The sequence below is a fragment of the Flavobacterium sp. CR10 genome, assembly GCF_055814415.1.
The window spans coordinates 2,574,700-2,595,582 of the sequence record NZ_CP185985.1 but is presented as its reverse complement, the minus strand read 5'-3'; the positions used below and the strand labels follow the sequence as shown (position 1 = coordinate 2,595,582).

The following is a 20,883-nucleotide window of genomic DNA, read 5'->3' as shown; positions in this document are numbered from 1 at the left end:
AGACATATTTTTATTAAACTTATTTTGCTTTTACCTCTGTAATCACTTTAAAAAGAGCATTGAATTACATTAGGATTTTTTACTTTTTCTTGTTGTATTTGTAACTCTTTGGAAAATAATAGGTTAACCCTAAACCAAACCGCCAGTAATAATCATCTCTTACTCCACTAATGGTGTAATCTAAATTATCCGTGAAATTCACGTTATATTCTCCATATAACTTAACTCCAAGATAATTCGTAACGAGGTACTCCACACCTGCTCCAAATTGAACCTTACTATGAACATTTTTAAAATCCGCATTAAAGCCAACACCGGTACCTGCAAAAACATAAGGCGTAAAAGTATCCTGTGGCAAAATAAGAAATTCCAAATTCATGTCTAAAGTTGCATATCCCACATCGTCTTTTCCTTTATTTCCGAGCTTGAAAACATTTCCAGATGCACTAATATTAAATCCAGGAGTAAAAAAGAATTTTGCTGCGCCCCTTCCCATTGGTTCTAATTTCGGGCTTTTAAAATCACCTTGCATATAGGTCGCACCTCCAGCAATTTCCAAACCAAAACGCGCTCTTCTTTCGGTTAAATTTCTATCGTATAATTGTGCTAAATCGGCTTCACTTTTTTCTCTGTCATATGCAGCAACAAAATCGTCAATTTGTTTCTTAGGTGCATTTACTTCCCAAAGTTTGTCTTTGATTCCGTCAACTATAAGTCCTTCAACTGCTTTTTCAATAGCTTCTGTTACTGCCATTTGAATTGGCTCATTTCGAGTAAACCCCGTTTCAACCTCCAAAAGCCTGTTTAAATTGACATATCTAAATAAACTTGCATCAACACTTTGTGACAAAATAGTTTTAGAAACATACACCGTATTTAGTATTTTTCCGTTTGAAGTCGAAACTAACCTTAAATATACCGTAACTCTGTCTTGTCTATATTGTGTAGAACCGCCCGCACCAAAATATCTGGCACCAAAACCGCCTGTAATAATATTGGTATCATAAGAAATAATTCCACCTTCGAGCAAAACTCCTGCAAACAAAAGAGGTGTTAAGACTGCTTCGTTTGGTTCTGTTTTAGAAGCGTATTCCTGACGAGTAGAACGAATAATGTTTCTTTCGTTTAAAAGATTTCCTAGATTTTCACGCTCTATGGGCACAAACCATTTTGAGTCTTGCAAAGCTTTTATTAAAATAGATGTGGCTCCTTGTGTAACCGCCGTACTAAAGGTACTTCCTAATTCAGTAGGCTTGTATTGCCCTGTCTGATCTTTGAATTTATATACACCTACAACTATCTGCTCTTTGGGTTTGGGCATTTCGACCAATTTGGCTGTAGCTGGAGTATTTTCTCCATATACCGCTTTCTGCAATCCCACAGGCTGATTAAAATATGCTCCACAACCTGAAAGTAGACAAATTAATAAAAATAGAAAAAGGGGACTTTTGTTCATAATCTCAATTATTTAAAATAATACTTGATTTTTTTTCCATGCAAAAAGCAAATTTTATTGTCCAGGAAGAATCACTTGTGTTTGCTCTCCTGTGTCTGTATCTAAAACATCGACCACCAATCCTAAATTAGAATGGTAAATATCAATGGACAGAGTTCCAAAAACATAAGTTCCTGGCGAGAGTGAACCATTGCCTGTTCCTGTTCCTGTTCCTGTTCCTGTTCCTGTACCCGTGCCACTTCCTGTACCAGTACCGTTTCCAAATTGATTATCAAACAATGAATTCGAAAGTCTGTTTAACAACTGATTATTCAAATTGCTTTTGAAACGTTCCAAATCTGTCTGCTGTTTATAGCCTGTATTGGTATTATCCTTATAATCATTTTGGGCTTGAGCCGAACTAAGTAACCACGGATAATTGAACGTATCTCCTCCAAAATTGGGGTTTGCAGGCTTATAAGCAAGGTTTTGAGCAATAGAAATTGTACTAAAACCTAATAAGCATAGTAATAAAGCTATAGTTTTCATATAGACACTTTTTAGTTTAAACATCAAATAACAGTAGACTCTGTATCGAAAAAATATACTCACTACTCAATTTTAATATTGAGTAATCATTTTGCTTTGTTTTTCTAGATCTTTAAAATACTTGAATAACTTTGAAGCCGCAGAATCGGCCATGTATTTTAAAAAATCTTCTTCAGGACGCGAATAAAACTCCTCTATAACATCACTATCTACCAGTATTGAAATTTTTGTTGTTCGTGCAAAAGACAATTCTTCTTGAACTGTTACAATTTTAGTAGTGTGAATCTTCAGTTTAGAATATTGGGCATAAAACGTGTCATAAAAATCATTTCCAAGCTTCGTTTTGGTATCATTGGTAACAATTCCAACCATTTCGATGCCATCTACAGGAAGAGATTTTCCTGTGTCAGATTCTGTTTCTTCTCCAAAAACAACTCGATCTTTACCAATTATGGCGTCTTTTTCATCATAAATCAACAACATTATAATCACTTCATCTTCTTTTGTATAATTGACTTGTGTTTTGGACAATTCAATTTTTTGAATGGGTTCTAATGTCGCTCTTCCGTTTTGTGCATTGGTTGATTTATTTGAACTTGATTTGTTTTTTTTGAATACACTTAATTTATATGAAATATTCTTGAACTCTGATTTTAAATTTTCTGCAGTTCCGGTAATAAATAATAAATTCTCAATTTCTTTAACTTCAATTTTCGCTTTTACATCTTTGTTGTACTCGGCTTGTGAAAATCCGTTTTCCGAAAAAAAAATAAAAAAAAATGCAACAATTATGTTTAAATACTTTTTCATGGCCTTAGCGATTGAATACGTAAATTGTACCAGAATTTCCAGATTGATTAATAATCATATCTTTGGATATTGAATTTGATCCTGTACTGAAAACAGTTAAATTATTGCCTTCCTGATTGACTTTCATTGCTTCGACTCCGCGAGAGTATGATGAAACATCGCTTATATAATTGTTATTACCTGACTGTATATAGGATTGATTTATTTCGTCTGATTTTTTGTAGACATTCATGTAGTTGTTGTTACCAGTTTGCTGTGCAGTTACATAGGCATTATTACTGATAATATTGAAATTGGCCTGATTGAAGTTGCCAATTTGGGTGATTTTGACTATATTATGGCTAATAATATATTGATTTGTGCCTTTGTTTTGATTGCGATTGTTGGATTCATTTAAAGCTATTACATAATCATTCATATTCCCATCAATAGATTGCGAGAACATATTTTCTATACTTAGAAATAAAATGACTATTACAATACTTTTCATAATTTTTTAAATAATAAAAAAAGGAAGAACTGATAAATCTAGTTCTTCCTTTTCTTGTTTGTTTAGTTTGCCTGTAGCACTACGCTGCCATTTAAGAATCCTGCTTGAGTAACAGTACTAACATTTCCCCATCCTAATTGTCCTGTCAAAGCATAGTTAGCAACTCCATATTGATCGATACTAGAATAGTTTCCAATTCCAAGTTGAATTGTTGTAGCTGAATTGAATAATCCTTCTTGATAAGTTTCAGATTCGTTGCCAAAGCCAAATTGATAAGCATTAGCATCGTTGCCCCAACCTATTTGAGTTGCACTAGAACTATTAAAGAATCCGATTTGTGTTAGATCAGCATTATTATCAACTCCAAATTGGAAAACTGTAGCACTATTTCCTAACAGTGGACCCTGGTCAATATCAGAAGTATTTCCCCATCCAATTTGTGTAACTGAAGCAGCGTTTCCAATACCTACTTGATCAATAGTTGATGAGTTATCAACACCTATTTGAAGAACAGATGCAGAATTTAAAATACCATCTTGGTGAACATCTGAATCATTTGATCCAACTTGAACAACTAATGCTCCATTTAATAAACCATCTTGGTCAACATTACTAGTGTTTTGTGCCACGGCAACACCTACAAACAGCATCGCGGAGATGCTCAAAATTACTTTTTTCATAATAAATATATTTAATTGGTTATTAATACAACTTATTATGTAGGTTCTTCTGTAGGTTTGTATTTTTGGGCAGGAAAAGAGGGGAATTTAGACGAGGCTTTGAGAGCAATTTTTATGCTATTTTCTCAACTTCATGACCAAAATTAGAAAACTTTAGTCAAAAGAGGTTCACGTATAAATACCTATTTTACAAGATATTAACCTCTTTTCGATGAACTGTAAAACTATCTCGATGAACTGCCAAAAAGCCTTAAAATTTTCATAGGAAAAAAGATACTTATTGCAATTTCTTTACATTTGAGGCTCTATAAGTAGCAAAAAAAACTTTCCTAAGGGTAAATTTTAATATAATCTCAAAAAAAAGCCTGTCTTTTTGAGACAGGCTTGAACAACTATTATTATGATTATTATTTCGTAAATAATAATTCTCTGTATTTGGTCAATGTCCAACTTTCGTCATCTACTAGCAATTCTAATTTATCACAGTGATTACGAATATCTTCAAAATATGGTTTCACGTTATTGCAATATGCTTCTGCCATTTTTTGAGCATCTGTCAATTGATTTGCTTTCTTTCTTTCATTAGTCATTGCCAATACTTTAGAATTGATTCCTTCAATATGACCTGAAATTTCTTTAATTAAAACAATTTGCTCTTTAGCTAATGCTTCAAAATCCTTTCCGAAAATTTCTTTCAATCCTTTTACGTTGTCAATTAAAGTATTTTGGTAACGAATTGCAGTCGGGATAACATGGTTTCTAGCAATATCACCTAAAACACGCCCTTCGATCTGGATTTTTTTAGTGTATTCTTCCAATTCGATTTCGTAACGTGCTTCAGCTTCAACATGATTAAAAATTCCTAATTGTTCAAATAACTCTAAAGCTTGTTTAGAAACCTTAGCTTTAATAGCTTCTGGAGTTGTTTTAAAATTGCTTAAACCTCTTTTTGCTGCTTCTTTTTCCCAAGCTTCACTATAACCGTCACCTTCAAAAAGGATTTTTTTAGATTGTTTGATGTATTCTCTTAAGACATTGAAGATCGCATCATCTTTTTTCATGTCTTTATTTTCAATCAAATTCTCTACTTCATTTTTAAAGTCGATTAACTGTTTTGCCACGATCGCATTCAAAGTTGTCATAGCATTCGAACAGTTTGAATTTGAACCCACTGCTCTAAACTCAAATTTATTTCCTGTAAAAGCAAAAGGTGAAGTTCTATTACGATCTGTATTGTCTAATAATACGTCGGGAATTTTACCAACAACGTTCAATTTAAGATCTGTTTTTTCTTCTGGCGAAAGTTTCCCTGTTGTAACGCTTTCTAACTCAGATAAAACTTTAGTTAATTGAGCTCCAATAAATACCGACATAATCGCTGGCGGCGCTTCGTTTGCTCCTAACCTGTGATCGTTGCTTGCTGTTGCAATAGACGCTCTCAATAAAGTTTCATTGTCGTTTACTGCTTTTATCGTATTAATAAAGAAAGTCAAAAACTGTAAATTGCTCATTGGCGTTTTGCTCGGACTCAACAAATTAACTCCAGTATCTGTTGCCAATGACCAGTTGTTGTGTTTTCCAGAACCGTTTACTCCTTTAAATGGTTTTTCGTGAAATAATACTTTAAAGTCATGACGCTCTGCAACTCTCTGCATTACATCCATCAATAAAGAGTTGTGGTCTACCGCCAAATTCGTTTCCTCAAAAATCGGAGCCAACTCAAACTGATTTGGCGCTACCTCATTGTGGCGTGTTTTTACAGGAATACCTAACAACATACATTCTTGCTCCAAATCTCTCATATAAGTAAGAGCACGAGTCGGGATAGAACCAAAATAGTGATCGTCTAACTGCTGTCCTTTTGCAGAAGTGTGTCCTAATAACGTTCTTCCTGTCATCATTAAGTCAGGACGAGAATTTGCTAGAGCTTTGTCAATCAAGAAATATTCTTGCTCCCATCCTAAAGTTGCCGTTACCTTTTTTACGTTTTTATCAAAGTATTTACAAACTTCTGTCGCAGCTTCGTCAATTGCAGACAATGCTCTTAACAAAGGAATTTTATTATCTAAAGCTTCACCTGTATAAGCAATAAATACAGTCGGAATACATAAAGTTGTACCATATATAAAAGCTGGAGAAGTCGGATCCCAAGCGGTATAACCTCTTGCTTCAAAAGTATTTCTGATTCCGCCGTTCGGGAAACTAGAAGCATCTGGTTCTTGCTGAACTAATTGTGCCCCGCCAAATTTTTCAACTGAGTCACTTCCATCATAAGAAGTTTCAAAAAAAGCATCATGTTTTTCTGCAGTAGTTCCTGTTAAAGGCTGGAACCAATGTGTATAATGTGTAACCCCTTTCGCTAGAGCCCATTCTTTCATTCCCATGGCGATATAATCTGCCATCTTTCTGTCGATTTTAGTCCCGTGTTGAATGGCATCTCTTACTCCTCTAAAAGCATCGGGAGTTAAATATTGCTTCATTGCTTTTTCATTAAACACATTTGATCCAAAAAGATTTGATTTTCGGCCAATTTCTTCAAAATGTACCGGCTTTCTGTTTGAAGCTTGCTGTAAAGCTTGAAAACGTAATGTTGACATGGTATGTAAAGTTTAAATTCGTAATAATTTTCATTAAAAAAAGAAGCAACAAATATAAACAATAAATAAGCCTGTTTGGAATATAAATCATAGATTTTTAGTCAATGATTTTTCAACATAAAACACTTTTTTCGAAGAATAATGAATTCAAATCACAGAAATATAACAAAACTGTACGGTATTATTGATTAAATAAACATTTTTTCATAATTTCTTAACTCATAAATTCAAAAATGAGCAGTAATTATTACGAATTTATTTTTTTACGGTAAATAAAATTGCTTTTTTCAAAATATACCCCTACCAAAATTGCGCTTATCCAAAAAATTATACTTCACAAAACAAAATAGCCCCCTAATTTTTAGGACTAAAAAAATAAATCTATATTTGACCCAGCGAAAAAACAAAAAAAATAAATTTATATTATTATGGCTAAAATTAAGTTAGAGTACATTTGGTTAGACGGATATGAACCAACTCAAAATCTTAGAAGTAAAACTAAAGTTGAAGAGCACGAAAATTTCAAAGGAACATTAGAAGAACTTGGAAATTGGTCATTTGACGGTTCATCAACTAAACAAGCTGAAGGTGGTTCTTCTGACTGTCTTTTAGTTCCTGTTGCAATTTATCCAGATCCAACTCGTATCAATGGATGGTTAGTAATGTCTGAAGTTATGTATGCTGACGGAACACCACACCCATCTAACGGTAGAGCCACAATTGATGATGAAGATGATGATTTCTGGTTTGGTTTCGAACAAGAGTATTTCATCATGGATACAAAAACACAACTTCCGCTTGGTTTCCCGGTTGGAGGATACCCTGCTCCACAAGGGATGTACTACTGTTCAGTAGGTGGAAAAAATACGCACGGTAGAAAATTAGTTGAAGAACACGCTGATTTATGTATCGCTGCTGGAATCAACTTTGAAGGAATCAACCAAGAGGTTGCTTGCGGACAATGGGAATTCCAATTATTCGCTAAAGGTGCTAAAAAAGCGGGAGACGAAATCTGGGTTGCTCGTTATTTATTAGACCGTTTAACTGAGAAATATGGTTACTATATTGAATATCATCCAAAACCTCTAGGAGATACAGACTGGAATGGTTCTGGAATGCACGCTAACTTCTCTAACAACGTTCTTAGAACATGTGGTTCTCAAGAAACTTACGAGAAAATCTGTGAAGCTTTCCGTCCTGTTACAAAAGAGCACATCGCTGTTTACGGAGCTTACAACGAGCAACGTTTAACTGGTAAACACGAAACTGCTTCTATCAACGATTTCTCTTATGGAGTTTCAGACAGAGGATGTTCTATCAGAATTCCTTTAATGACTGTTCAAAAAGGTTGGAAAGGTTGGTTGGAAGACAGAAGACCAGCTTCAAACGGAGACCCTTACAAAATTGCTGCTAGAATTATCAAAACTGTTAAATCAGCGCTATAATTCAAAGCTTAAATTATATTTCAAAAGTGCCATCGTAATTGTTGGCACTTTTTTTATGCCTTGTTAAACCAAGCCCTACAGATTTTTAAAAACCTGTCGGATTTAAATCAAAAGCTCAGCCATGACAACTTTGTCAAAGTTTAAAACTTTGACAAAGTTCTACAATAACGTAGAACACATCTCTTTTTAAACTCAAAAACATCATAACTTTATAACACTTAACATCTTACAAATAACAAATATTACTTAATTTTAGGATTAAATTTAATTTTTAAGTTACAGTTCAAAACTTATCTTTGTAAATCATTTAAAAAAATCATTATGATAGTCTGGTCACTCTTTTTACTTGCTGTAATTTTCATTCTTGCTTTAGACCTAGGTGTCTTCAACAAAACACCACATATTATTAGTACAAAAGAAGCCAGCAAATGGACCTTAGTTTGGGTTACTTTATCTTTCCTTTTTTCAGGAGTAATCTATTGGCTATACACGACAGATTATATTGCAAACCCAGATAACTTAAAGCCGGCAGTTGCTTCAATGAAATTTATAACGGGATATTTAATTGAGCTTTCGCTGAGCGTTGATAACATCTTTGTTATTGCCATTATTTTTGCTTCATTCAAAATTCCGCAAAAATACCAGCACCGCGTTTTGTTCTGGGGAATCTTAGGCGCAATTGTTTTCCGCGGATTAATGATTTTCTTCGGAGTAATGTTGATCAATAAATTTGCTTGGACAACGTATGTATTTGGCGTTTTCTTAATATTTACTGCGATAAAAATGCTTTTTTCCGGGGAAGAAGAAGATTTTCACCCAAAAGATTCCTTTATCTATAAAGCTTTAGGTAAAGTGATGCCAATTACATCAGAAACTGACGGAGAGAGATTTTTCATCACAACCAAAACAGCAAAAAAAGCAGCGACTCCATTATTTGTAGCTTTAATTGTCATCGAAGTTATGGATGTTCTTTTTGCTGTTGACAGTGTTCCTGCAATTCTTGCTATTACCAAAGATCCGTTTTTAGTATTTAGCTCTAATATTTTTGCTATTCTTGGATTACGTTCTATGTATTTCTTCTTAGCAAACATGCTGGCAAAATTCAGTTATTTAGAATACAGCTTAGTTGCTATTTTAGCTTTCGTGGGATTAAAAATGCTTTTACACGATTTCTTCCACGTACCAGAATGGGCTTCTTTAGGATTTATTGCTTTGTCTCTTCTAGTAGGAATCTTAGTTTCTCTTAAATTCGGACCAGAAAAAGTTTTAAATGATTCGTCAAGCGAAGAATAATCGCTTTCAAACATACATTCATAAAAAAAGGAAATCTTAAAGATTTCCTTTTTTTACTACAAACATTTGTAGTTTTTATTATTTTTCCTATAATTTAACACTTAAAAATAAGAAAATTATATATAAATATTTATTTTAGGCTTTTTAATTTAAATTTTTATCATGAAAAAAATTACTTATTTTTAATTGCAACATTAATGCTGAATGCTTTAATGTTTGCACAAACCGTTACCTTAACTCCTACAGCGGTAAATAATACCAATGTAAATTCTGGTCCAATCAATTTAGCTTCTGTGCCAACTTCAACTATCTCATTAAACATTAAAGTTGACATTCCAAGTAATGTTGCTGTTAACGACCAAGGGACAATAACAGTTTACTATTCCAATTTAAGCACAACAAACGCTAATGTAGCAGCAGGCGGAAATGGTGGTAATTTATATTTTGGTAGCGGAAGAACTGCTACTCGAAGTATGGTAATAAATTTATATTGGAGTGATTTTCTAACTTCTGGTGGATTTATTTTTGCTGAATATAAAACATCTGCAGGCACATCTTACAGAAGTTCGAATTTAGCTGTAATTAAAAATTCAACTATGGATTCTGGAACTACAATAAACCCTCCTGCAGATGCCCCAAATCCAAAAAATATAGTAAATACATTATGCTGCAATCAAACTGTTCGATTAGGAGAAAGGCCACAACCTATAACTGGATCTCAATACCCAAATCCGTACGCAAGAGAACCGTACGGCATAAACTCGAGATGGACCTATTTCGGAGATCTAATAGGATTAGATAATATCAACAAAACTCTAACTCTTGATTACACAACACAGCTTGGTACTTTTTCAATTCAAAGAAGCTTAGGTTATGTTTATGGAGGAGAATTCCCAAACAAAAGTAATGCTGTCACTATTACAGTTATTCCTTCATCTTTAGATTCAAATGCAATATCATTATCAGACACTCCAACTGACGTTAACAACTATGCCGAATTGACCATGTCAAATCTAAAAGAAATAAATGGGAGCTATTCAGTTATAAATTTAAATACTTTGCAAAACCCTTCAAACGTGCCAAAAAGAAGCGATACATATGTTAATATACAGACATATGAATGGGAATACGCAACAGCTGAAGCACCCTATTCATGGACCACAATACCTAATGAGAACTCTAGAACTCTGAACTCATCAAAAATACCTAATCTCAGAATCGATAAAGATAATTTCTTATCAATAAGAAGAATAGCTATTTATCAAAATTTAAGAATTTCTAGTAATTCCCTAAAAATTGTCATTAGAACAATAAGAAATAACAACACTATTTGTTGTGATCAAGAACTTAAAATAATTTCTCCACAAGAAATAGAAAAACCAACGCTACTTATTGGCTCTACTGCAATTTCCAGCAAAAACACAGAATTATTTTATCAATGGCAAAAAAGGCCTATTAATAATCGAGAGACCGTAAGTAATTGGTCAAATATTCCAGGAGCAACTTCTAAAGACTACCTACCTGCCCCTTTAGAATATGTAACTAATCCAAGAGGCACTTCAATTCAAGAATATAGCTACAGACGAATAGCAGAAACAAATTATTACGTTGGAGGTGAGATATCTTATAGCAATGAAGTAATCATAAGCCCATCATATGAAAGATCTCCATCATCATCTATTACTGTTTACCCAAATCCTGCAACATCAATTATAAATATTGAAGATAAAGATTCTGTTTTTTCTTTATCATATAGCACAGTTACCATAACAAATATAACTGGAGCAACTTTTAACAATAGCTTTTCAACAATTAGCCCAAACTTATTAAGCGCAGATATTTCATCTTTAGTACCTGGCACTTATTTTATCAATATACAAACCACAAACAATGGAAGAAGAGTTAATTTACAATTTACATTTATAAAAAATTAATAATAAATAAAAAAAGGAAATCTTACGATTTCCTTTTTTTATTTTATCTATATCAAAAAATACTAAAGCTTAATTTTTTGTATTTGACTTTCACTTAAGTTAGCTGCTTTCATTACTTCTAAATAATTAGCCTTATTTACAGATTTCGCAAAATCAGCAGGAACTACAACAATTCTAAAAATTTGATTAAGTCTATACTGATCAAGTTCTGGATCAGTAAGATTATTACCATTTAAATAAATATCTACAAAAGAATCACTAAATGTAAAATCAAAAGAAAAATCTCTTGTACCATCATCAAAGTAATGGGTTTCAGGTAAAAATTCCCAAACATCTCTACCGCTATCAACTCCTCCAAATCTATAAACTAGAACAACATCTGAATCAAGAATTCGTTGAGGAAAAACATATCTAACTCTAAAATTGTTACCTGTTGTAAAATTATAATAGTTTGGCGGAACATTCTCATAAACTGTTCCTATTCCATCATATCCCGGAGGTCCTGGAGGCCCTTCTGGTCCTTCACAGCTAGAAAATGCAATTAAACCGATAACTGCAAATAAGGTAAGTATCTTTTTCATAATTATTTTTTTTAAGGATTATACTATATAAAGGTATTCCAAAAATTAAACCAAAAAAAGTGATTTGGCTTATTTTAGAATAAAAAAACCTTTATTTTTTTGCAGTCACCTGATTTTTAGCTAGTATTTTACTAAAAAATAATACGTGATACGGAAGCGAATTTTCCCAATAGTCCCAAGTATGAGCTCCTGGACGTTCTGTATAGTCATGATCGACTTTATTGTAAACCAATCTTCTGTGTAATTCTCTATTGGGTTCAATTAAAAAATCATCTACACCGCAATCTATTATCAAAGGAAGCTTATTCGATTTTAATTTATCAGCCATTCTTAAAACAGAATTTTGCTCGTATAACTCTGTATTTCCGCTCTTGTCTCCAAAAACGGGTTGCATTAATTTTACAATTTGAGCAGACGAATCTCTATTAAGCATTGTGCTCATATCTACCGCACCGCTCATGCTCCCTGCTGCACAAAACAAATCGGGATGTCTGGCTGACAAATACAACGCACCGTGACCGCCCATAGAAAGTCCTGTAATTACTCTTCCGTTTTTATTGGCAATTGTTCGGTACGTTTTGTCTATTTTCTGAATTACTTCTTGCGTAATAAAAGTCTCAAACTGACTTTCTTTATTTACAGGACTATCAATGTAAAAACTGAACGTCTCACCTTCTGGCATTACAATAATCATATTATATTGATCTGCAAGATTATGAACCAGTTTTTTGTTTGGAGTATTTTTTAGCCAATCGCTAAAATGTCCGTACGCACCGTGCAGGAGATACATAACCGGAAAAGTGGTTTTGCTTTTAGCATAAGAATTGGGCAAAACTACCGCTGCTTTATAGGTTTTTCCCATTGCAGTGCTGGCAACTTGAAGCGTGTCTACTTTTGCAGCGTATGTCATGGTGGTAAGACAAAGCAAAAATGCAGACAATAGCATTTTGATTTTTTTCATTTTGATATTTTTTTTCTGATTAGGGTTTGTAAATATAACTTTTTTCAGAATAAAATATATGAAAAATCCGACCTCTACTTAAACTTAAAAAAGATAGCCACGAATTCACGAATTTTATTAATATGAATTTGTGGCTAAAAAAATTCAAGCTATAACTAGCTAATTATTATCTTATGCTCGTGACGGTATTGCGAAGCGCTTTTACCTGTATATTGTTTAAACGATTTACTAAAGTGGCTAAAATTATTAAAACCGCTTTCATAACAAACCTCATTAATACTCATTGGCTGTTCTGCCAAAAGTTTAGACGCATGTACTAAACGATATTCGTTTACAAACTCTGTAAATGTTTTGTTTGAAATCTTTTTAAAATAGCGGCAGAAAGAAGGCGTTGTCATGCTAACCAAACTCGAAACCTCATCTATAGAAATAGATTCCTGAAAATGATCTTTAACAAAATTAAAAACAACATTCATACGATCATTGTCCTGAGTCTGAAGTTCCATCGTAAATCCGTCTGCGTTTAAAATGGTATATTCTTCAGCTGATTCTAGTTCGTCTAAAACAGTCAAAAGAGTCATTAATCTTTGAAATGGCGGTTCATTTTCCATCATTTCAATTTTTTCTCCAATACGTTTTTTCGTTTCACCTCCAAAAGCGATACCGCCTTTAGCCTGTTTCAAAATATTCTGCACCTTTTTCATTTCAGGAGCCACGAAAAAATCGCTTCCTAAAAATTCAGGTTTTATATGAATAACAGTTTCATTTGTATTTCCTGTCTGCTCATTTGTAAAACCGCAATGCGGCAAATTAGCTCCTATTAAAAGTAAACTACCATTGGTATAATAAGAAACATGGCTTCCTATTTGTCTTTTTCCAGCCCCGCCATTTATATAAACCAACTCAATTTCTGGATGATAGTGCCATAAATGAGCTTTGCTATTGGTCTTTTCGGCGTGTTTAGTGTAGGTAAAAGAACTTCCGTATGAGTTAGTTATCACTTCTAGAGCTGGGGCAATAGTCTTCATGATAATTTCTTTAAAAAATAATAGCAAATTTAACAAAATCACCTAAAATAATTTAAATTTTAACCTACAACGGTTTCGTAAATGCGAATTTTACATTAAAATAACGTTCTTAACACTGAAAAATTTATATCAAAATCGGCATTTTTTTAAGGTCTTATTTTTTTTCTCTACTTTTTTTCTATTTATCCCATTTAAAACCTGATTTTATACCAATATGTTAAAAATTGTAAGAAAGATGGAAACTTTAAGAAGTATTAAGTTTTCGAAAAACTTTGAAGAATAACAATCAAATTAACAAAAACATAAGATTTAAATCAAATTTTAACCTATAACGGTTTCGTAAATGAGAATATAGCATATAAATTGGAAAATATAGATGTTAAAATAACACACATGCTGCTATAACTTTGCCTCAGAGAAATGAACGAAAAAAATTTAATACTATAGAATATGAAAAAGATTATGAAATTAAGTTTAGTATGTGCAGTACTTCTAACAGGAATGAGTACTTATGCAATTGATGGAAATGAAACGTTAAATCTTCATGTATTAAAAGGAAATGGCAAGGTAATTGCTTTTGGAATTAATCAATTACAAAAAGCAGTTATTAGTATATATGATGATAATGGTGAATTAATCTATACTGAAACCGCTTCTGGTAAAGACGGAATCTTAAGAACTTTCAGTTTAGAACAGTTTCCAGAAGGAAAATATATTTTAGAAGTTGCTGACAGCTTCAAAAAAGTAAAATACGATATTACTGTTAACGCTAATAGTTCTGTTTTGTCTTCAAAAGGAACAGTTTCTGTTAACTAAGAAAATATAAACGTTAAGTGCAATTCTTCACGGCACTTAAAACTTTATACTCTAATACAGTATAAAAAGTGAGGTTAGATAGTTAGTAAGTTAAAAACTTTCAAAAGTTTTAAAAACGGCTCTTTGTGGTTACTGAGCCGTTTTTTTTTGCTCTAAAGTTTTTTACTGCAAAAATTTTTTACCGCAAAGGCGCAATCCCGATAGTTATCGGGAACGCAAAGTTCGCAAAGTTTTTTTCATAAAGCTTTGCGAACTTTTTTTATTCTATAAAATTTACTCAAATAAACTTTGTAAACTTTGCGTGACCTCTGAGTTCTTTGTGTTACAATACACAATCCAATTAAAAACTTAGATTCTTAGTATCTCAGAACCTTAGCATCTTTCAAAAATTCCTACATTTTTTAAAGAAACCGTTATAATATTGCAAATTAAAAACCATCAAAAACGTTGAAAAATAATAACCAAATCAACCAAAACAGTAAAAAATAAATCAAATTTTAACATATAACGGTTTCGTAAATGAGAATATAGCATCGAAATTGGCAAATATAGTATTGTTTTTTTACTTACAACTGAAGTAATTTAGCATCAGAGAATTAGAACTATTAATTTAAAAACTAAATACCATGAAAAAGATTATTAGATTGAGTTTAGTAGCAGCGTTGCTTTTCACAGGAATAAGCACTTATGCAATTGATGGAACAGCAGATTTTAACCTGCACGTTATTAAAGCTAATGGCAAAATGATCACTTTTGGCCTTAACCAAACACAAAAAGCCTATTTAGCTATTTATGACAAAGACGGATCTCTAATTTATTCTGAAACCGCTTCAGGTAAAGATGGAATTTTAAGAACTTTCAGCTTAGAAGAATTTCCAGAAGGAACTTACTTCTTAGAAGTAGAAAACGATGCAAAAAAAGCAAAATACGAAATCACAATAACTGATGATTCTTCTGTTTTATCTCAAAAAGCAGTTTCTTCGGTTTATAAAGCAGGTTTCGCTAAAAATACAAGCGTGGCAGCACGCTAAAAAAGTTTATGCTTTTCATAAGTATAAAGTGAGGTTAGATAGTTAGTAAGTTTAAAAACTTTCAAAAGTTTTAAAAACAGCTCTTTGTGGTTACTGAGCTGTTTTTTTTTGCTTTAATTTTACCACATTTTAATTAACCGCAAAGGCGCTAAAGTTTCGCAAAGTTCGCAAAGTTTTTTATTTGAAAGCTTTGCGAACTTTGCGCTTTCTTTGTGTCTTTGCGGTTAAAAAACAAATTACTTTTTGTAAATAAATCCTTAACCCATTGTAAAGTTAAAACAAAGCAAAACATTAAAAAATAATAACTGAATTAACAAAAACAATAAATATAATTCACATTTTAACCTATAACGGTTTCGTAAATGAGAATATAGCATAGAAATCAGAAAATACAGTTGTGCTTTTTCATGTAATACATAAGTAATTTAGCATCAGAGAATTAGAACTATTAATTTAAAACCTAAGTACCATGAAAAAGATTGCAAAATTGAGTTTAGTAGCAGCGTTGCTTTTCACAGGAATAAGCACTTACGCAATTGATGGAAATGGAGAATTTAATCTTCATGTATTAAAAGCTAATGGAAAACTGATCACTTTCGCACTTAACAAAGTACAGAAAGCCAATTTAGCTATTTATGACAATGATGGAACTTTAATTTATTCTGAAAGCGCATCTGGAAAAGATGGAATTTTAAGAACTTTCAGTCTAGAAGAATTTCCTGAAGGGACTTATTTCTTAGAAGTAGAAGACAATGTAAAAAAAGCAAAATATGAAATTACAATAACTGATAGTGCATCTTTATCAAGAACTGCAATTTCATCAGTTTACAAAGCAGGTTTTGCTAAAAATTCAAGTGTCGCTGCACGTTAAGAATCTATAAGCCAAAAAGGTATAAAATCGAGGTTAGAAAATTTAAAAAATTACGTTTAAGAAACAGCTCTTTGTGGTTATCGAGCTGTTTTTTTGTTTTATGATAAAACCAAAATTGTAAAACAAAACCATTTTCTGAAAATTATTCTTATTAATTCCAATCCATTGATTTTTAAGCACTAAAAAAAATAAAGAAAAAACAATCCGTAAGCCCAGTAATTACGTACATAGTTCAAACAAAATACAGAAATAATTACAATTCAATAACTTATGGATTTAAAAATACCATTTTATTGCTAAAAATTAAATTTGTATTTGTAGTTTTACGCGTTCCACATTTAGTAATTAACAATTTAAAAAAAACATGACAAAATTTACCAAAGCTGGTTTAGTTGCTGCCTTTTTTTTAGCGACTGTGTTTACCTATGCCATTGATGGAAAAGGTGATTATATTTTAAACATTAAAACAGGAAACGGAAAAGTAGTTAGTTTTACTTTAGACACTGTAGAAAATGCATCTTTCTCTATCTATGATGAGAATCACAACTTACTTTATGCTGGAGAATCTGCAGCAGACAAATTGGAAGTTTCTAAAACAATTAGTTTAGAAAGTTTTCCTGCTGGAACGTATGTTCTTGAAGTGAAAGCAAACGACAAAATTGCGAAACACGAAATTAAAGTTGCTGCAAAAAAAGTAAAGGCCGTGAAGTTAGATGAGTCTGTTAACCACAGTCCATCTTTCCGTCGCTAAGCCTTTTTTGTCCCCAAAGAAAAAAGTCAGAAAAGCAGCTCGTACCAGGAGCTGCTTTTTTTGTTTTCCATCAATATAACAGGTTTTATTTACAAAACGTCGTGTAAAATCACTTTATATTATTGATTTCCATATATTTGTACACTAAAATTGCAATAAGCATACAATAAAAATAAATAAGTGAAGTTTATAATTGTTTTTATAACTGTTTCTTGCAGTGAAAAGATTTTCAAAAACAATTAATGAATACGATTAAATACCACAACCAAAACTAAAAACCTATGCAGAAAAAACTAGTTATTTTAGTATTGTTAATCGTATTTTCATTTCGTGCAAGGGCGCAAAATGAAACCTATTATAAAACCGATAAGGTCGGCGAAAAATACGCTTATGTCGACGTTATAAAAACCTACGAAAAGGTTGCTGCAAAAGGCTACAAATCTGTAGACTTATTTCAAAAACTAGGAAATTCATCGTATTCGAATTGCGAACTCGAAAAAGCAGCCGAATGGTACACCAAACTTTTTTCTCTTACCACAGATTTAGATCCTGTTTATTATTACCGCTACGCAGAATCTTTACGCTCTATTTCTGAGAACGAAAAAGCTGATGCTCTTATCGAAAAATTAAAACGTAAACCGAAAACAACAATAAAAAAGAAAGTTTAAAAAAACTTGAATTGATATAAAAAAAACCTCTCGTTTCTGAGAGGTTTTTTATGTTTTAAGGTAAACTATTTCGACAATATTGTCATTTCGACGAAGGAGAAATCTTCGCACGCTGAGCACACACTGTTGCGGAGTTACTTGCGAAGATTTCTCCCTTCGATCGAAATGACAAACGAGAGAGACAAACTTTAGTCTCATAATATAAAACATTAATTGAACTTAATAGGTATAAAAAAACCTCTCATTTCTGAGAGGTTTTCTTTTATTTAAAATTTACTATTTCTGATTTAGCAATTTCTCTAAATATTCAATTTTATCTTTTTCTGCTTGAAGCAAACGTTCGTAAAGCTTTTTATTTTCTTCTACCGTTTCCATTAATTTATCTAATGGATTGAAAGTGCAATGATTTCCATTTCCGTATCCAAAATTCATTTGACTATCTTTTGTATCGGTAAAAGTGTTAAAATAATTAATTGCAGATTCATCTGAAAAATTCTTAATCGCTTCAACCGTTACACCAAGAGCTTTTGCTATTTCAGAAAGCCTTTCTTCTTCTATAGTTTCACTATTTTCAATTGTAGATATTGTTTGCTGGCTTATTCCCAAAGCCTGCGCCAAAGCTTCCTGCTTCATATCTCGAAGTTCACGAATACGGCTTATTTTTCGCCCTATGTGATTTGGTTTTGTTAGTGTGCTCATAATTCAAAGATAATAATTAAGTGTGAAAACTTCCACGGGTAACAAACTTATTTAGCGAGTACGATACCAGCAGAATCGGTTTGGTAAAACGCAATGTATTTCTTCCTTCGCCGAACCAAACAAAAGTACAATTTTTCTTATACAAAATTTATAAAAGTCAAATTGTAAATCATTTAAAAATATACGCCTTTATGGAAACGAACGAAACAGAAAAACTACAAAAACTGCAAAAATTAACCGCTCAGTATTTTACAACGCTAAAACCAACCAATGAAGCCAATTCTTATACCGCACAATTTAAGGTTGTAAATTATTTAGAACTCGGCTGTCTCATTACCGATTTACTGAAATTATGCATTCTAGCGCTCGACAATGATATGCATAACTTTTCTAAGAAAGATAAAAGTGCAACTATTAATGTTTCGTTGATTTTGGAAACGATTCTGCATTTGTTCCCTATGGATGAAATGGAGTTTTTGGGGTTTGTTGGGGAGGTTGTTGAGTGATTTTATCTATTCCAAAAGAACATACATATATCCTATGGTTTCAACCACGGGAACATAAGATTGTCTTGCTCGTATTGTGTACCCGTAGTTGAAACCACGGGCTATATTTGATAATAGAATTTTGTTCTGTTGCTGGTGCGAGCGTCTCGCTCGTACATTACTTTTCACTCACGAGCGGGACATTCGTGCTAACAATGACTTGACAGATAATTAAAGCTACTGAACAAATATTTTTTACATAAAAAAAATACTTCTATATTCGAAACCTACTATAATTTATCTAATAAATTACTTAAAAGATTCATTAGCTAAATTGCAAATAATAAATTAAGAACATACTTCTTTAAATTAAAAAACAAGTGTTTATACTTGTTGAAGATCATAAAACATAACTTATATTTGACTAACCAATGATAATTTATGTTTTAAATAACTAATTTGCAAACATTTAATTAACACTTTTGATGTTGCACATGTTATAAATATTTATACATTTGGATAATAAAACCTTTTTTTATGGAAAAAACTAAAAACAATTCTCAAAGAATGATAGTTTCCGCTGTTTTTGAAGAGAATGGAAATGGAGGCTATCTTGGGTATATACCAGAAATAAATGGTGTAGTTACTGAAGGGGAAAGCCTTGAAGAGGCAAAAGCCAACCTTATTGACGCTGCTAATGAAATCATTCTTGTCAAGAGGGAGCTGGGCGAACATATACTAGACAAATCTAGTTTAATAATACAATCAATAGAATTAGATGTAGAATGCTAAAAAAACACTTATGAACGACAGAATTGATATTGTACAACACCTACTAGATAATGATTGTCGAATTATTTCTGACAGAAGTCCAAAACATTCTGTTTTTGTAAATAATATAGATCAGACATTAAAATCTGCGTTGGTTAAAAACAATCAACTAACAGATAAATATGTTATAAATGTATGTAAATGTCTAGGTGTACCAATACCAATTATGGTTGACATAAGAAATCCGAATATGTAAAAATCCCCTTAAGGGGATTTTTTTTTAACTTATTCAGCAAAAAACAGATATTATGTGAAAGTATTTTATAATGGTGTTATTCACCCAAAACTTCACGAAATTTATTTTTTATTTCAAACTGAATTGGTTCTATTAATTCTCTAACTTTTTCATATGCAGTTCCATCCGAAATAAAGACTTTAGTATTATACAACATCCCCTCTTGACCTAGATACTCTTTTTTAAAATGTTGGTTAGAAATTTCTAATGAAGAAGCCAGATATCTTTCTAACAATTCCTCAATTTCATCATTGAAATAAATTTTGTTATAACTATAATACTCGTGAAATTTATTATGGGCGTCATGATAATCGCAAGATTGTTTATGATTAATTTCCTCAGCTGTTTCATCATTAAGGCCACTTTTTAATGGAGCTACATAAAGTCTTAACTTAATCAAAACATCGGTCAAATACTTATAAGTTTCTGCCATCACTTCAAATCGCTTTTCGTGAAGTTTAGCAAACTTAAAGCTCTCCTTTGACTTCAAATAATTAAGTTCTGTTTGGAATTGTGAAAGCTCTTTTGAATGTTCTTTTTTTATTTCTTCAAGTTGTTTATTGAATGTATTTTGAACACTTCCTTTTACTTTTTCATTCAACCAAAGTGTAATTAAAGTTGGAACTAAGCCAGAAACAAATACTATTAGAATATCCATCCTTTTTTAATTTAAATATAGTACTTTTCTTTAAA

Annotated in this window: 21 protein-coding genes; 10 read left to right on the top strand and 11 right to left on the bottom strand. The window is 32.1% G+C overall.

Going from position 1 to position 20,883, the window contains the following annotated elements; translation table 11 throughout:
* Positions 1 to 79: 79 nt before the first annotated feature.
* The 6 genes from ACNRYB_RS11570 to ACNRYB_RS11545 all read right to left on the bottom strand — a co-directional run bounded on the left by ACNRYB_RS11570 (position 80) and on the right by ACNRYB_RS11545 (position 6,561).
* The gene (locus ACNRYB_RS11570; RefSeq protein ID WP_473730147.1) at positions 80 to 1,456 is read right to left on the bottom strand and encodes a CsgG/HfaB family protein; all 1,377 of its coding nucleotides are present in this window, start codon (positions 1,454 to 1,456) and stop codon (positions 80 to 82) included.
* A 54-nt stretch (positions 1,457 to 1,510) separates the two neighbouring features.
* On the bottom strand, positions 1,511 to 1,984 hold the full coding sequence (locus tag ACNRYB_RS11565; protein WP_354590472.1) for a curli assembly protein CsgF: 474 nt from the start codon (positions 1,982 to 1,984) through the stop codon (positions 1,511 to 1,513).
* A 72-nt stretch (positions 1,985 to 2,056) separates the two neighbouring features.
* Positions 2,057 to 2,794 (bottom strand): CsgE family curli-type amyloid fiber assembly protein, encoded by a 738-nt coding sequence (locus ACNRYB_RS11560; protein WP_473730146.1) that lies wholly within the window; start codon positions 2,792 to 2,794, stop codon positions 2,057 to 2,059.
* Between the two features lie 4 nt (positions 2,795 to 2,798).
* A complete protein-coding gene (locus tag ACNRYB_RS11555; protein ID WP_473730145.1) occupies positions 2,799 to 3,284 on the bottom strand; it encodes a hypothetical protein in 486 nt (161 codons plus the stop codon).
* A 62-nt stretch (positions 3,285 to 3,346) separates the two neighbouring features.
* Positions 3,347 to 3,964, bottom strand: a complete 618-nt coding sequence (locus ACNRYB_RS11550) for a hypothetical protein (RefSeq protein WP_473730144.1) — start codon at positions 3,962 to 3,964, stop codon at positions 3,347 to 3,349.
* Between the two features lie 407 nt (positions 3,965 to 4,371).
* A complete protein-coding gene (locus ACNRYB_RS11545; RefSeq protein WP_473730143.1) occupies positions 4,372 to 6,561 on the bottom strand; it encodes a glutamine synthetase III family protein in 2,190 nt (729 codons plus the stop codon).
* A 428-nt stretch (positions 6,562 to 6,989) separates the two neighbouring features.
* On the opposite strand from ACNRYB_RS11545, the gene ACNRYB_RS11540 reads away from it, so the two are divergent.
* The 3 genes from ACNRYB_RS11540 (at position 6,990) to ACNRYB_RS11530 (ending at position 11,233) form a co-directional block, all read left to right on the top strand.
* Positions 6,990 to 8,006, top strand: coding sequence for a glutamine synthetase beta-grasp domain-containing protein (locus ACNRYB_RS11540; RefSeq protein WP_026729095.1), 1,017 nt, complete (start codon positions 6,990 to 6,992; stop codon positions 8,004 to 8,006).
* A 321-nt stretch (positions 8,007 to 8,327) separates the two neighbouring features.
* A complete protein-coding gene (locus ACNRYB_RS11535; RefSeq protein ID WP_473730142.1) occupies positions 8,328 to 9,299 on the top strand; it encodes a TerC family protein in 972 nt (323 codons plus the stop codon).
* A gap of 197 nt (positions 9,300 to 9,496) precedes the next feature.
* Entirely contained in the window at positions 9,497 to 11,233 is a 1,737-nt protein-coding gene (locus tag ACNRYB_RS11530; RefSeq protein WP_473730141.1) for a T9SS type A sorting domain-containing protein, read from the top strand.
* 62 nt (positions 11,234 to 11,295) lie between these two features.
* Here the strand turns inward: ACNRYB_RS11530 and ACNRYB_RS11525 are convergent, their stop codons facing one another.
* The 3 genes from ACNRYB_RS11525 to ACNRYB_RS11515 form a co-directional block, all read right to left on the bottom strand.
* Complete coding sequence (locus tag ACNRYB_RS11525) at positions 11,296 to 11,814, bottom strand: hypothetical protein (protein ID WP_473730140.1); 519 nt, start codon at positions 11,812 to 11,814, stop codon at positions 11,296 to 11,298.
* 91 nt (positions 11,815 to 11,905) lie between these two features.
* A complete protein-coding gene (locus ACNRYB_RS11520) occupies positions 11,906 to 12,775 on the bottom strand; it encodes an alpha/beta hydrolase (RefSeq protein WP_473730139.1) in 870 nt (289 codons plus the stop codon).
* Between the two features lie 155 nt (positions 12,776 to 12,930).
* The gene (locus tag ACNRYB_RS11515) at positions 12,931 to 13,803 is read right to left on the bottom strand and encodes an AraC family transcriptional regulator (protein WP_008462391.1); all 873 of its coding nucleotides are present in this window, start codon (positions 13,801 to 13,803) and stop codon (positions 12,931 to 12,933) included.
* A gap of 450 nt (positions 13,804 to 14,253) precedes the next feature.
* On the opposite strand from ACNRYB_RS11515, the gene ACNRYB_RS11510 reads away from it, so the two are divergent.
* The 5 genes from ACNRYB_RS11510 (at position 14,254) to ACNRYB_RS11490 (ending at position 17,940) form a co-directional block, all read left to right on the top strand.
* Positions 14,254 to 14,619: a DUF3244 domain-containing protein gene (locus ACNRYB_RS11510; protein WP_008462389.1), complete on the top strand. Its 366-nt coding sequence runs from the start codon at positions 14,254 to 14,256 to the stop codon at positions 14,617 to 14,619.
* Between the two features lie 626 nt (positions 14,620 to 15,245).
* Entirely contained in the window at positions 15,246 to 15,650 is a 405-nt protein-coding gene (locus ACNRYB_RS11505) for a secretion protein (protein WP_008462388.1), read from the top strand.
* 469 nt (positions 15,651 to 16,119) lie between these two features.
* Positions 16,120 to 16,521: a T9SS type A sorting domain-containing protein gene (locus ACNRYB_RS11500; protein WP_129747382.1), complete on the top strand. Its 402-nt coding sequence runs from the start codon at positions 16,120 to 16,122 to the stop codon at positions 16,519 to 16,521.
* Between the two features lie 364 nt (positions 16,522 to 16,885).
* Positions 16,886 to 17,272, top strand: coding sequence for a secretion protein (locus ACNRYB_RS11495; protein ID WP_473730138.1), 387 nt, complete (start codon positions 16,886 to 16,888; stop codon positions 17,270 to 17,272).
* Between the two features lie 281 nt (positions 17,273 to 17,553).
* Positions 17,554 to 17,940, top strand: coding sequence for a tetratricopeptide repeat protein (locus ACNRYB_RS11490; RefSeq protein WP_473730137.1), 387 nt, complete (start codon positions 17,554 to 17,556; stop codon positions 17,938 to 17,940).
* Between the two features lie 276 nt (positions 17,941 to 18,216).
* Here ACNRYB_RS11490 and ACNRYB_RS11485 read toward each other — a convergent pair whose 3' ends face one another.
* Positions 18,217 to 18,639: a helix-turn-helix domain-containing protein gene (locus ACNRYB_RS11485; protein WP_473730136.1), complete on the bottom strand. Its 423-nt coding sequence runs from the start codon at positions 18,637 to 18,639 to the stop codon at positions 18,217 to 18,219.
* A gap of 191 nt (positions 18,640 to 18,830) precedes the next feature.
* Here ACNRYB_RS11485 and ACNRYB_RS11480 point away from each other — a divergent pair, with 191 nt between their 5' ends.
* Positions 18,831 to 19,145, top strand: coding sequence for a hypothetical protein (locus tag ACNRYB_RS11480; RefSeq protein WP_473730135.1), 315 nt, complete (start codon positions 18,831 to 18,833; stop codon positions 19,143 to 19,145).
* A 516-nt stretch (positions 19,146 to 19,661) separates the two neighbouring features.
* Entirely contained in the window at positions 19,662 to 19,916 is a 255-nt protein-coding gene (locus tag ACNRYB_RS11475; RefSeq protein WP_473730134.1) for a type II toxin-antitoxin system HicB family antitoxin, read from the top strand.
* A gap of 311 nt (positions 19,917 to 20,227) precedes the next feature.
* Here the strand turns inward: ACNRYB_RS11475 and ACNRYB_RS11470 are convergent, their stop codons facing one another.
* Entirely contained in the window at positions 20,228 to 20,848 is a 621-nt protein-coding gene (locus tag ACNRYB_RS11470; RefSeq protein ID WP_473730133.1) for a hypothetical protein, read from the bottom strand.
* Between the last annotated feature and the right edge of the window lie 35 nt (positions 20,849 to 20,883).

What these genes read in the sequence shown, in the direction of transcription:
- ACNRYB_RS11570 (WP_473730147.1), bottom strand. Translation starts at nt 1,456, where the DNA reads ATGAACAAAAGTCCCCTTTTTCTATTTTTATTAATTTGTCTACTTTCA.
- ACNRYB_RS11565 (WP_354590472.1), bottom strand. Translation starts at nt 1,984, where the DNA reads ATGAAAACTATAGCTTTATTACTATGCTTATTAGGTTTTAGTACAATT.
- ACNRYB_RS11560 (WP_473730146.1), bottom strand. Translation starts at nt 2,794, where the DNA reads ATGAAAAAGTATTTAAACATAATTGTTGCATTTTTTTTTATTTTTTTT.
- ACNRYB_RS11555 (WP_473730145.1), bottom strand. Translation starts at nt 3,284, where the DNA reads ATGAAAAGTATTGTAATAGTCATTTTATTTCTAAGTATAGAAAATATG.
- ACNRYB_RS11550 (WP_473730144.1), bottom strand. Translation starts at nt 3,964, where the DNA reads ATGAAAAAAGTAATTTTGAGCATCTCCGCGATGCTGTTTGTAGGTGTT.
- ACNRYB_RS11545 (WP_473730143.1), bottom strand. Translation starts at nt 6,561, where the DNA reads ATGTCAACATTACGTTTTCAAGCTTTACAGCAAGCTTCAAACAGAAAG.
- ACNRYB_RS11540 (WP_026729095.1), top strand. Translation starts at nt 6,990, where the DNA reads ATGGCTAAAATTAAGTTAGAGTACATTTGGTTAGACGGATATGAACCA.
- ACNRYB_RS11535 (WP_473730142.1), top strand. Translation starts at nt 8,328, where the DNA reads ATGATAGTCTGGTCACTCTTTTTACTTGCTGTAATTTTCATTCTTGCT.
- ACNRYB_RS11530 (WP_473730141.1), top strand. Translation starts at nt 9,497, where the DNA reads ATGCTGAATGCTTTAATGTTTGCACAAACCGTTACCTTAACTCCTACA.
- ACNRYB_RS11525 (WP_473730140.1), bottom strand. Translation starts at nt 11,814, where the DNA reads ATGAAAAAGATACTTACCTTATTTGCAGTTATCGGTTTAATTGCATTT.
- ACNRYB_RS11520 (WP_473730139.1), bottom strand. Translation starts at nt 12,775, where the DNA reads ATGAAAAAAATCAAAATGCTATTGTCTGCATTTTTGCTTTGTCTTACC.
- ACNRYB_RS11515 (WP_008462391.1), bottom strand. Translation starts at nt 13,803, where the DNA reads ATGAAGACTATTGCCCCAGCTCTAGAAGTGATAACTAACTCATACGGA.
- ACNRYB_RS11510 (WP_008462389.1), top strand. Translation starts at nt 14,254, where the DNA reads ATGAAAAAGATTATGAAATTAAGTTTAGTATGTGCAGTACTTCTAACA.
- ACNRYB_RS11505 (WP_008462388.1), top strand. Translation starts at nt 15,246, where the DNA reads ATGAAAAAGATTATTAGATTGAGTTTAGTAGCAGCGTTGCTTTTCACA.
- ACNRYB_RS11500 (WP_129747382.1), top strand. Translation starts at nt 16,120, where the DNA reads ATGAAAAAGATTGCAAAATTGAGTTTAGTAGCAGCGTTGCTTTTCACA.
- ACNRYB_RS11495 (WP_473730138.1), top strand. Translation starts at nt 16,886, where the DNA reads ATGACAAAATTTACCAAAGCTGGTTTAGTTGCTGCCTTTTTTTTAGCG.
- ACNRYB_RS11490 (WP_473730137.1), top strand. Translation starts at nt 17,554, where the DNA reads ATGCAGAAAAAACTAGTTATTTTAGTATTGTTAATCGTATTTTCATTT.
- ACNRYB_RS11485 (WP_473730136.1), bottom strand. Translation starts at nt 18,639, where the DNA reads ATGAGCACACTAACAAAACCAAATCACATAGGGCGAAAAATAAGCCGT.
- ACNRYB_RS11480 (WP_473730135.1), top strand. Translation starts at nt 18,831, where the DNA reads ATGGAAACGAACGAAACAGAAAAACTACAAAAACTGCAAAAATTAACC.
- ACNRYB_RS11475 (WP_473730134.1), top strand. Translation starts at nt 19,662, where the DNA reads ATGGAAAAAACTAAAAACAATTCTCAAAGAATGATAGTTTCCGCTGTT.
- ACNRYB_RS11470 (WP_473730133.1), bottom strand. Translation starts at nt 20,848, where the DNA reads ATGGATATTCTAATAGTATTTGTTTCTGGCTTAGTTCCAACTTTAATT.